This window comes from Pedobacter changchengzhani (assembly GCF_004354365.1).
GTDB classification, from domain to species: Bacteria; Bacteroidota; Bacteroidia; order Sphingobacteriales; family Sphingobacteriaceae; genus Pedobacter; species Pedobacter changchengzhani.
Genome location: NZ_SJCY01000003.1, coordinates 330,348 through 343,000 on the forward strand (window position 1 = coordinate 330,348; position 12,653 = coordinate 343,000).

4 protein-coding genes are annotated in these 12,653 nt (G+C 34.3%); all 4 read left to right on the top strand.

Annotated features, from left to right (window positions below; all coding sequences use genetic code 11):
• Positions 1-109 precede the first annotated feature (109 nt).
• Positions 110-4,939 carry a CHAT domain-containing protein gene (locus EZJ43_RS06555; protein ID WP_133261883.1) on the top strand — a complete coding sequence of 1,610 codons (4,830 nt, stop codon included), beginning with the start codon at positions 110-112 and terminating at the stop codon, positions 4,937-4,939.
• Positions 4,940-5,264: 325 nt separating this feature from the next.
• Positions 5,265-10,091, top strand: coding sequence for a CHAT domain-containing protein (locus tag EZJ43_RS06560; protein ID WP_133261884.1), 4,827 nt, complete (start codon positions 5,265-5,267; stop codon positions 10,089-10,091).
• A 459-nt stretch (positions 10,092-10,550) separates the two neighbouring features.
• On the top strand, positions 10,551-11,699 hold the full coding sequence (locus EZJ43_RS06565; RefSeq protein ID WP_133261885.1) for a prolipoprotein diacylglyceryl transferase: 1,149 nt from the start codon (positions 10,551-10,553) through the stop codon (positions 11,697-11,699).
• A gap of 35 nt (positions 11,700-11,734) precedes the next feature.
• The gene (locus EZJ43_RS06570) at positions 11,735-12,529 is read left to right on the top strand and encodes an inositol monophosphatase family protein (protein WP_133261886.1); all 795 of its coding nucleotides are present in this window, start codon (positions 11,735-11,737) and stop codon (positions 12,527-12,529) included.
• Positions 12,530-12,653 lie beyond the last annotated feature (124 nt).

Sequence of the window (12,653 nt, forward strand, 5' to 3'; positions counted from 1 at the left end):
AGGAGCTTTTATTTGTTAAAGTTCTTTTTTTTTGGCGAATAAATACCCATTTGTGGGTATTTCCATTACAATTAAATAGTTGTATTATTGGTTGTTAATTAGCTAAATTATGAAAACTGATCTCAAATTTCTTTCGTTTTTGCTTAATCTTAAGACGCAACTTCTCTTTTTTATTTTATTTTTATTTAGTTTTTCGCTCACTGCACAAACCGCTAAATCGCCAGTTAAAACAGTAAAGAAAGATTTTAATTTCAAGGTTAATTATGTTTATCAGGCCAATGCCGATACCGTTATATTGCTGTTTTATAACGGCGGTAAATGGGGCGTAAAAAAAGGCGACCAAGGTAAAATATTTGGAACTCATAGCACCAATGAACCGAATCGATCGCAGAAAGAACTTGGTTATTGCACCGTAATTAATGTTATTGGCGATACTGTTGGTGTTTTGGCAAAAATATATCCGCAGGCTACTAGTGCAGATATGGTTAGAGTTGGGGATTATGCAACCCTATCCATCACCGTTCCGGATAAAAACTACTACAGCCTATTTTATGATTTGGCGCTGTTGCAAATTAATTTCCTCGACGGATTTAAAAAGCCGATGTATGATGTTAATTACCTTTTGCAGAAAGATTCTAAAACGTTGACAGACTCCTTACTTAATGCGAGCATTATAGGTATTAAGGATATTTATGAAATGGTTAAAGAGGATACCAGCTACAAAAGTTTGCGAGTTAAACTTGTAAATGGCCGATATGCTGGTAGAAGTCCGTTGGATGTAATGGAGAAAGTAAACAAAGACGATATTATGTCGTTTTTGAAATTTGTGCGCTCGTATCCTGGTAAGTATATAGGTAACGATTGGAAAATGGCTGAGGTTTTTGCAACTTGGGTAATTAATGATGCGCCTTTAAATGCAGAAGAGGCGTTGGATTATCTCGTATTGAATGAAAAATTTCCATTAAAACAAAAGGCCTTTTTAGAACAAAATAGAAAACTGATTATAAAAGATGAGTTTTTGCGTAACTGGGTTCAAAAAGGTTACCAAGCCAATAATGTTGGTAACGATGTGCTCGCCAACCAAATTTTAGCCCTTACGGAAAAAGCCGGTACAATTTTGAACGATACTTCGGGATTGGCATTTTATAATTATATACGTGCTCAAATTATCCAAGATAAAGAACAATATACGCAAGCAATTCCGTATGCAGATAAGGCGATAAACTTATTTCAGTCGACCAATAATTATGAATTCTATTTTGAAACAAAGCTTAAACGCTTTTATTTGGAAAGAATGGCGCTCAATTTTGTAGCGATTGAAAAAACCAGAAATGAGCTTAAAAGTGATTTCGAACGCTATAAATCTAATTTAGATAAAGATTTATATCAACTTTTAAAAGGTCGTTACCTTTCTTACTACGGCCATGCGCTAAAAAAGAAAGGCGATTTAAATGAAGCCAAAGTAGCCTATCAGCAAGCCTCTCAAGAATTTGCAGTTTTAAAAGATCTTAATGGGGCAGAAGAAACTGCTGCAACGCAAGAAAATATTGCAGATATTGAAACGATACAGAATAACTACGCCGCTGCACTCCCTGTTTATGACTCCTTAGCCGTTGCTTATGGAAAACTTACCCAATATGTTAAAAAAGCAAATATGCTAAACAATAAAGCTTTTGCATTAAATAAAATGGGCAGCTTCGATAAAAGTATCGAAGTTTCAAAAGAAGCACTTAAAATTCAAGTTAAAAACGAAGATTGGAACAATGCAGGTTATAGTTTATCTATTATAGGCCAAAATCTTTGGTCTCTTGGTAAATTTGAAGAAGCAATAAAATCTCATAAACTTTCTATAACCTATAGAAAAGATGGTGATAACCCAGCTGGTGCTGGTTACTCGTACACAAAATTGGGCGATTTATATACAGAAACCGGCGATAAGCTGAAAGCCATTGCTGCTTACGATAGCGCCATGGTTTTCTACACTAAAATTTCTGCAAAAGATGAAATTGCGCAGATTCAAGGTTCATTAGGTAAAATTTACTTATCAGATAATAATCCCACAAAAGCCATAACCTATTTTTTAGGCGCTTACGAAGCATTAAAATCACTTGGCTTAAAACAAGAAATGGCCGCTCAGCTCTACAATGTTGCAGATGCATCTTATAAAGATCAGCCAATATTATCAGCACAATACTACAAGCAAGCGTTCGATTTATATAAGGAAATAGGTATAAAAGATCAAATGCTCTATTGTTTGCTGAATCTAGGGAATATCGAAACTCGGAGTAAAAATTTTGAAAAGGCCGAAGATTTTTTCCAGCAAGCATTTGTAATTAGTAAAGAAATTAATGGAAAAAGAGAGCAAGCAGTGGTCTATAATAAATTAGCCGATGCTGCTTCTATTAAGCTGAATTTGCCAGATGCGTTAGTTAAATATGATCAAGCTCTAACTATTTATAAAGAATTAGAGGAGAAAGCAGAGCAAGCGACCGTTCATCTCGCTATGGGTTACGTTTACATATCACAAGGCAAATTTGATGATGCTGAAAAAACATTTAACAGCGCCTTAGATATTGCAACTTCAACCAATAATGCCAAAGCAAAAGCTGATGCATTTTTATCTCTTTCAGATCTTCATCAGTTAAAAGGTGAGTTTGATTTATCAAAAAAGGCAATAGATAGTTGTTTCAAAATCTACCGGAAATTGGGTAATATTTATCAAGTGGCAAATACTCATATTGTGGCTGGCAATTACTATAACCATTTATCAGATAATATAAAAGCCATCGAAAATTATAAAATTGCAGATAGTATTTTTGTGGCAGAAAAAGAAATTAATACACGTTTTACTACCTTGAACAATATTGGGACAATATATTTTTATCAAGGAGATTACAATCAAGCGCTGATATATTTTAATCAAGCTTCGAAAATACTTGAAAAGCAGAGTGTAATCACTGAAGAAAAATTGCTTATTTTATCAAACATTGGTGAGGTATATTATCATCAAAAAAACTATGCAGAAGCAGAAAAATATCTTTTGCAATCGTTGGAGTATGCCGAAAAACTGAATGCTGTACGTTCTATAGCTATGACGTCACTAATTGTAGGTAAACTTTATTATGATAAGGGCGATTATCCAAAATCATCAACAAACCTACTTTATGCCTATAATTATGCTAAATCTAGCAAAGAAAATACACAGTTATCAGAATCATCTCTATACTTGGGCAAACTGGCTTTGGCACAAAAAAATGAGGTTGATGCTACCAAATATTTCAATGAAACGATTACTAATTCTGACCGAGTTGGAGATGTTAAATATGCTTGGGAAGCACTATATCAACGCGGATTAATATTTTACAATAAAGAACAGTTAGACTCTGCAGAAAAGTATTTTAAATTTGCCATAAAAAGGGTAGAAAAAAGCGCCCTAAATATTTACGGTGGCGAGGCAGCTAAAAAAATATTTAGCAGTGATGAGAAAAAAGTTAATTTGTACAGTACGTTAATTGCTACATTAATAAAGTTAGGCAAAACTGATGAGGCTTTAGAATTTACAAGCAGAAGTAATACTGAAGCAATTAAGGAGAAGTTGCAACAGGTGGGTACAAGCACAAGTAATGCCAAAAAGGCAAGCGTTCTCGATCAGCAGAAACAGCTGGCGCAAAAAGTAAATTCTGTTGAAGATAATTTAAATAAAGAACAGGCAAAGCCGATAAATGAACAGAGCAAAGAAAAAATTATCACTTTACAAAAGGTGCAAAAATTTGCGCAAGCACAACTGTTAAACTTTTTGGATAGTATGGTAAATGTTTATCCAGATTTGAAGGATAATTTTGTGAAGAATGTAAATCCAGAGGATCTTAAAAATTACAAAAGTAAAATACCACCAGATGTGGCGGTTCTGCTTTACGTTGTTAGAGAAAATCAATTGATTATTTTCACACTAACTAAAGAAACCACCAAAGCAAAGCTAATCAACATATCTGGTGCAGAGCTATCTGCACATGTTAAAGATTTTACGGCAGTTTTAAAATATCCTTTTAAGGATAAAAATGCTAAGCCATTAAAATTGCGTGGTGTAGATCTTAACAACTATGTAGAGTCTGCTAATTCGTTAGCCGAAACAGGCACAGACTTATATAAAATTTTAATAGCGCCCATTAAAGATGAAATCGCAGATAAAACAAAGCTTTGCATCATCAATAATGGCGAATTGAGTAGCATCCCTTTTCAAACCATCGGAACTAAAGATAATAATGGGGTTTTTAGATATTTGGTAGAGGATTATTCTATTTTTTATACCAACCGATTAGATGTATTTAATAATGTAGATCCGGGCTTAATTAAAGGTTTAAGTTTTGTAGCTTATGGTAATCCTGATAAAACACTTCCAAGTGCAGAGCGTGAGGTAAACGAGATTCAGAAAATCATCCCTACGGCAAAGGTTTATGTAGGCGATGTGGCAACCGAAGATAAGGCGAAGAAAAGTTTAGTTGATAGTAAAATTGTTCACTTTGCAACACATGGCATTTTAGATTATAGCGATTTCTCTAAAACGTTTTTAAAGTTTGCAGCTTCGCCCGGAAGTGATGGAAAGTTAACCATCCAAGATATTAAAGGCTTGGATATTGAAAATTGTGATTTGGTTACCCTGTCGGCCTGTGAAACAGCTGTATCTCAAGATGTAACCAAAGGATGGTTCGTTTCGCCGGCAAATTCACTTTTGGTAAATGGCGTTAAAACGGTTGTGGCTTCGCTATGGTCGGTTGATGATGAAGCCACAAGTTTACTAATGAGCTCCTTTTATGGAAACTTAAAAACCATGCACAAAGCCGAAGCATTAAGGAAAGCGCAAGAAACATTGAGCCAAAATCCTAAATATACTCATCCATTTTATTGGGGCGCATTTATTTTGTATGGAGAGTGGCGGTAGGGTTTTTAGTGTTGAGTTATGAGATATGAGTGATGAGTTGCCTGTTAGGTGTTTTATCGTTGCTCCTTAATTAGTGATGAGATGTGAGATATGAGTGATGAGTTGCCTGTTAGGTGTTTTATAATTGCTCCTTAATTAGTGATGAGATATGAGTTGCCTTTTAGGTGTTTTATCGTTGCTCCTTAATTAGTGATGAGTTATGAGATATGAGCGATGAGTTGCCTGTTAGGTGTTTTATCGTTGCTCTTTGTTCCTGGCTCTTTTATCACAAAACTTTTATGCCTTTGCTTTAATATTATAAATTTAAAAAAAGATCTTTTCCATTATGGCAAAAACTTTACTTAAAACTTTATTTCTTTTTAAAATTAAAGAGAAACTCTTGTTAATTGTTTCGATTTTTGGAGCAACCCTTGCTTGTGCACAAGTTCAAAGTGTAAACAGCAAAACCATCGATAAGGACTTTTATTTTAAAATTCAAGTGGTAGAACCGAAAGCAGATACCATTAAACTAATGTTTTCGAATGGCGGTAAATCTGGTATAAAATTAGGAGATCAAGGTAAAATTTATGCCGTTTATAACGAAGAAGACGCACAGCGATCGCAAAAGGAACTGGGATTTTTTACTGTTACAAAGGTTGTTGGAGATGCGTTTGCAGCTGATGCCAAAATGTATCCATCGGCCACGAAAGCCGATTCGATAAAAGTTGGTGATTACGCATACATTAATTTAGATGTACCTGTTACTACTTTTCATAGTATCTTCTATGATCTGGCATGCTACAATATAAGTTTTTTGGACTTAGGTTCTAAACCCTTCTATTCCTTAAATCAGTTTTTCGAAAATGATTCAAAAGCCTTAGAAGATTCATTGATTAATGAAGGATTAAAGGATTTAAAAGTGGCATCTGAAATAGTGAAAAAAGATACGGTACATAAAGTTTTTAGACAAACTTTAACCGAAGGACGGTATGTTGGTCGCAACTTAGTAGATATTTTTGAAAAAGTTAATAAAAATGATTTGATGGGATTTCTTTCTTATGTTAGGGCTTATCCTGCAAGTTATATTGCTCAAGATAGAACGCTAACACAATATTTCGCTGTTTATTTGGCTGAAAACGTTGCGCTAAACAAGGAAGAAGTTTTAGATTCTGTGCGTTTTTATGATAAAAATCCTTTAAAACTAAAATTGTTTCTAACTAAAAATAGAAAATTAATTACGGTAAATGGGTATTTAACAGGTTGGTGCTATAAAGCTTATGAATTTAGCGACTTAGGAAATGATGCTGCTGCGGACGAAACATTGCATTTGATTCAAAAAACAGCTTTAAGTTTAGCAGATACTTCGGGGCTCGCATTCTACAATTATTTTATGGCGCAAATTGCTTTAGATAAAGGGCAGTATGCTAAAAGTATATCCTATTGTGAAAAAGCAATAACCTTATTTAAACAGGCTAATAATTATAGTTATTATTTCTCAACTAAAATAAAGAAACTTTATTTGGAGCGAGTTACGCTCGATTTTGTTGGGGTGAAAAAAACAGCTGACGAGCTAACCAACGATTTTGTGCTGTATAAATCAAAAATAAAACCCGACGAATATTTGGATTATCGAGGTAGATTTTTGCAAGAATTTGGTATCGCGCTAAAAAAGAATGGAAGTTATAATGAGGCGAAAATAGAATTAAAAAAATCAGTTCAAGATTATTCAGCTATTAAAAATTTTTCTGGCGGAATTGAAGTTGCACGATCTCAAGAGGTTATTGCAGATATAGAAACAATACAGAATAATTATTTGGAGGCCATCGTGGTTTACGATTCTCTTACCACTGTGTACAACAGTCTTAATCAGCCAAGAAAGACAGCGAATGTTTTGAATAATAAAGGTTTTGCTTATTATAAAATGGGTGAATATGATAAAAGCATAAAAACCTCTGAAGATGCTCTTAAAATTCAAGTCTCAAATTCTGATTTGGATGATGCAGGTTATAGCTTATCTCTAATTGGCCAATGTTTGTGGAACTTGGGCAAGCTGGATGAAGCGATTAAGTTTCATAAACAATCGATCGAATACAGAAAAAAAGTAAATAACAATAATGGAATTGGTTACTCGTTCGATAAACTTGGCAGCTTATATGCAGAGGCAGGAGAAAAACTGAAAGGCTTATCGGCGTTAGATAGTGCAAAATTTTATTACAGAAAAGCAAAAGCTATTGATAAACTTGCTAGTATCGATGGATCAATCGGGAACTTATACTTAGAAGACAAGAATAACGCAAAAGCGATAACCTACTTTTTAAGTGCTTACGATGCATTTAAAGGGTTAGGATTAAAGCAGGAAATGGCAGAGCAATTATACAACTTGGGTAGCGCTACATTTACAATTCAACCCGAAGAATCATTAAAATATTATCTGCAGGCTTTAACTTTATACCAAGCAGCCGGGGTTAAAGATAAAATGCTTTACTGTTTGCTAAATTTAGGAAACTTAGAAACTGTAAATAAGAATATCGCCCAGGCTGAAATTTATTTTAACCAAGCGCTTAGTATAAGTAAAGAGATTAATGGAAAGGTAGAACTTGCTACTACATACAAACGATTGGGTGATGCGGCTTACGCAAAGCTCAATTTGGCTGATGCGTTAGTGAACTATGATTTGGCTTTGAAGTTTTACAAAGAGATAGACGATAAAGCAGAACTCTCAAACGTAAACCTTTCGCTATCAATGGTAGATGTGGAGAATGGTAAGCTTAACGATTCGGAAAAACACATTAAAGAATCATTAAAAATTGCAGTAGATGCAGGAAACAAGAAAGGCAAAGCAGATTCTTATTTAGTTCTATCAGATCTTTATAGGTTAAAAGGTGAATATGTTTTAGCCAAACAAGTGATAGACAGCTGTTTTAAAATTTATACTGAGCTCGGAAATTCATATCAAATCGCAAATACGCACATTAACCTCGGTAACTATTATAATCATTTATCCGAAAATATTAAAGCCATTGCCAATTATAAAATAGCAGATAGTTTATTAATTGTTGAGAAAGAAAATAGTGCACGCTTTACCACCCTAAATAATATTGGTACTATTTATTTTTTCCAGAATGATTATACTCAAGCTTTGGTGTATTTTAATCAAGCTTTAAAAATAATTGAAAATCAAAAAATAGTTACAGAACAGAAAATTTTAGTACTTTCTAATATTGGGGAGGTTTATTATCATAAGAAAAATTACTTAGAGGCAGAAAAATTTCTTTTACAATCAATGAAATATTGTGAGGATTTGAAAGTTGTACGTTCAAAAGCCGTAGCATCCTTAATCCTCGGTAAACTTTATTACGACAAGGGCGATTTTATAAAATCATCCACTAATTTATTGTATTCATATAACTACGCAAAAACCAGTCAAGAAATTACGCAATTAATCGAGTCTTCATTGTACTTAGGTAAACTGCAAATTGCTCAAAAGAAAGAAGTAGAGGCTAATGCTTATTTTGATGAAGCTATTTTATATTCTGATAGGGTTAGCGATGTGAAATATGCTTGGGATGCATTGTATCAACGTGGCTTAATTTTTTATAATAAAAATCAATTAGATTCTGCTGAGCGGTATTTTAAAAAGGCAATAGTTAGTGTAGAGAAAAGTGCCACAAATATTTATGGTGGCGAAGCTGCTAAAAAGCTCTTTGCTGGCGATGAGAAAAAAGTAAGCTTGTATAGCACACTTATTTCAACATTAATAAAGCTTGGTAAAACTGATGAAGCATTAGAGTTTACGAGTAAGAGCAACATCGAAGCCATAAAAGAAAAAATGGGGCAAGTAGGTACTAGAACCTTGAATGTTCAGAAATCGACAGCTTTAGACCAGCAAAAGCAACTCGCACAAAATGTTAATTCTGTACAAGAAAATCTGAATAAAGAAAAGGCTAAGCCGATAAGTGAGCAGCGTACGGAAAAAATCATCACCCTACAAAAAGTGCAAAAATTTGCTCAAGCACAGTTGCTAAATTTTGTTGATAGCATGGTTACTGCTTATCCAGATTTGAAAGATAATTTTGTTAAAAATGTAAATCCAGAGGAGCTTAAAAGATACAAGAGCAAAATACCACCCGATGTAGCAGTTTTACTTTACGTAGTAAGAGAGAATCAACTGATCATTTTTACCCTAACCGCTGAAACTACAAAAGCAAAACTTATTAATATTTCAGGGGCTGAGCTGTCTGCTGATGTTAAAGATTTTAGCACAATTTTAAAATATCCTTTTAAAGATGGAAATGCTAAACCATTAAAATTGAGAGGAGTAGAGCTTAATAATTACGTGGAATCTGCCCATACTTTATCAGAAACAGGTTCGAAACTCTACAAAATTTTAATAGAACCCATTAAGGATGAAATTTTAGGTAAAACAAAACTCTGTATTATTAACAATGGCGAATTAAGTAGTATTCCTTTTCAAACTATCGGTAATAGAGATGATAAAGGTGTATTTAGATATTTAGTTGAAGATTATTCAATTTTTTACACCAATCGACTTGATATTTTCTCAAACGCAGAACCAACATTAATAAAGGGATTAAGTTTTGCTGCCTATGGTAATCCTGATAAAACTTTGCCGAGCGCAGAAAAAGAGGTTAAAGAAATAAATAAAATTATAACTGACGCAACTGTTTATATTGGTGATGTAGCTACCGAAGATAAGGCCAAACAAAGTTTAATCAGCAGTAGAATTGTTCATTTTGCTACGCACGGTATTTTGGATTACAACGATTTTTCTAAAACTTTCTTAAAGTTTGCTACATCACCTGGCAACGATGGTCGATTAACCATTCAAGATATTAAAGGATTGGATATCGAAAATTGTGATCTAGTTACGCTTTCTGCCTGCGAAACAGCAGTTGCTCAAGATGTAAGCAAGGGTTGGTTTGTTTCACCTGCCAATTCGCTATTGGTATCAGGTGTTAAAACGGTTGTAGCCTCCTTATGGTCGGTTGATGACGAAGCTACTAGTTTGTTAATGAGTTCGTTTTACGAGAATTTAAAAACTATGCATAAAGCCGAAGCATTAAGAAAAGCACAAGAAATATTGAGCCATAATCCCAAATATGTTCATCCATTTTACTGGGGCGCGTTTATTTTGTACGGAGATTGGCGGTAGGGTTTTATGAGTGATGAGATATCAGATATGAGTGATGAGTTGCCGGTGAGGTGTGTTATCCCCAAACCCCGAAGGGGCTTTTTATACTGTAATATACGGATTGTTTTAGTCTTTTTCGCTTTCAGCTTTCAGCTTTGATCTTTCAGCTTTTAGCATTTAGCTTTGGTCTTTTGGCTTTGGTATTTTCGCTTTGGTCTTTTGGCTTTTCGCTTTGATCTTTCAGCTTTTAGCATTTAGCTTTGGTCTTTTGGCTTTGGTATTTTCGCTTTGGTCTTTTGGCTTTTCGCTTTGGTCTTTGGTCTTTTGGCTTTCAGCTTTGAGCTTTTGGCTTTTGGCTTTTGGCTTTGAGCTTTCAGCTTTTCGCTTTCGGCTTTGAGCTTTCAGCTTTGGTCTTTTCGCTTTCAGCTTTGAGCTTTGAGCTTTCCGCTTTCTTTCCTATATTCGCATCAAATAGATTTTATGTTTCCTACCGTATCGCATTTTTTAAAATATCTTTTAGGCATCGATTTGCCTTTGCCTTTTAATACATTCGGAGTGTTTGTAGCTTTAGCTTTTGTGGCGGGTTATTGGGCTTTTTCTGAAGAACTTAAGCGGAAAGAGGCTTTAGGTATTCTCCATGCAATAAAGAAAAAGGTAACAATAGGCAACCCTGCAACTACAACCGAATTAATTTTAAACGGATTATTTGGTTTCATAATTGGCTATAAAATTTTATATGCTTTACTAAACTACTCCCTTTTTGTAAGTGATGCACAACAGGTTTTAATGTCCACTAAAGGGAATATATTTGGCGGTATAATATTGGCTGCTTTATTTGCCTATTGGGATTATAAAGAGAAAGACAAACACAAATTAGCTAAGCCTAAAGATATTGAAGTTACTGTTCATCCTTACCAATTAATGAGTAATTTAATTGTTTGGGCAGCAATTTGGGGTTTTTTAGGCGCAAAATTTTTCGACAATTTAGAATATTGGGATGATTTTGTTCAACATCCGATAGAACGTTTACTTTCTTTTAGTGGATTAACCTTTTACGGAGGTTTGATTTGTGGTGGCGCAGCAGTGCTTTACATAGCCAGAAAGAATGGTATAAAAATCCTCCACATGCTTGATGTTGGTGGCCCAGGAATGATGTTGGCTTATGCAGTTGGCCGTATTGGTTGCCACATGGCGGGAGATGGCGATTGGGGAATTCCAAATTTACACCCTAAACCTTTTACTTGGTTGCCAGATTGGCTATGGTCTTACAGCTATCCAAATAATGTGGTTAATGAAGGTCAGCCTATTCCTGGTTGTGTGGGTAAATTCTGCCATGAACTCATTCCTTCCGTTTATCCAACACCGTTATACGAAGTAATTATTTGCTTAATTTTATTTGCTTTTCTTTGGAAAATAAGAGATAAAATAAAAGCTCCGGGTTTAATGTTTGGCATTTACATGATTTTGAACGGTATTGAACGCTTTTGTATAGAATTGATTCGCGTAAACTCAAAATACCATGTATTCGGGTTATCTTTCACTCAAGCAGAAATGATTTCTACCTTTTTAGTTATTGGAGGTATAGCACTCTCGGCTTATGCTTTAAGAAACAAAAATAAATTAGCCTAAACCTTTTACTAATTGGTTTACTAAATGAGGTGAATATGGATTACGAACTTTTATGCAATAAAGTAATATCAATTGTTAGACTCACCGCAAATTTTATCAGAAAAGAAGCTTTGCAGTTCGATTTGGATAAAATTGAATACAAGGGACTTAATGATATGGTGTCTTATGTTGATAAAACTGCCGAGGAAAAGCTGGTTTTAAACTTAGAAAAGTTATTGCCAGATGCAGGGTTTTTAACAGAAGAGAAAACATCTACTAAAAAAGGGAAAACTTATACTTGGATTATTGATCCGTTAGATGGTACAACAAATTTTATTCACGGTATTCCAACTTTCGCAATTAGCGTTGCACTTTATGAAGAGGGCAAGCCTGTAATTGGTGTAGTTTACGAAATTAATAGGGGCGAAATGTTTTATTCGTACAAAGGCGGACCTGCATTTTTAAATAGAAAAGAAATTCATGTATCGGTAAACCCCGACTACAAATCTAGTTTATTAGCCACCGGTTTTCCATTTTATGAATTTGACAAACAACCAGAATATTTGAATTTGTTAAGCGATTTAATGAAAAAATGCCATGGAATAAGAAGAATTGGTGCGGCTGCGGTAGATTTAGCATATTTAGCTTGTGGACGGTTTGATGCTTATTTCGAATACACCATCCAACCTTGGGATATTGCGGCCGGTTGCTTTATTGTTGAACAGGCAGGAGGTGAAGTTTTCGATTTTAATGGTCAAAAGGATTATTTAGCTAAAAAGGAAATCGTTGCAACCAATGGTTTGCTCACACAAGCGTTGTTCGAATCAATTAACAAGCATTTCAAAAATTAATCATACTAAAAGGAAAACGATCCATTTTCGGTAAAATAATATTGATGTTTCATTTTTTAAAAACACCCAAGTTAAACGTTACTAACAAAAAAGGCCTGCTAAATTAGCAAGCCTTTTTTGTTTT

What these genes read in the sequence shown, in the direction of transcription:
- EZJ43_RS06555 (WP_133261883.1), top strand. Translation starts at nt 110, where the DNA reads ATGAAAACTGATCTCAAATTTCTTTCGTTTTTGCTTAATCTTAAGACG.
- EZJ43_RS06560 (WP_133261884.1), top strand. Translation starts at nt 5,265, where the DNA reads ATGGCAAAAACTTTACTTAAAACTTTATTTCTTTTTAAAATTAAAGAG.
- EZJ43_RS06565 (WP_133261885.1), top strand. Translation starts at nt 10,551, where the DNA reads ATGTTTCCTACCGTATCGCATTTTTTAAAATATCTTTTAGGCATCGAT.
- EZJ43_RS06570 (WP_133261886.1), top strand. Translation starts at nt 11,735, where the DNA reads ATGGATTACGAACTTTTATGCAATAAAGTAATATCAATTGTTAGACTC.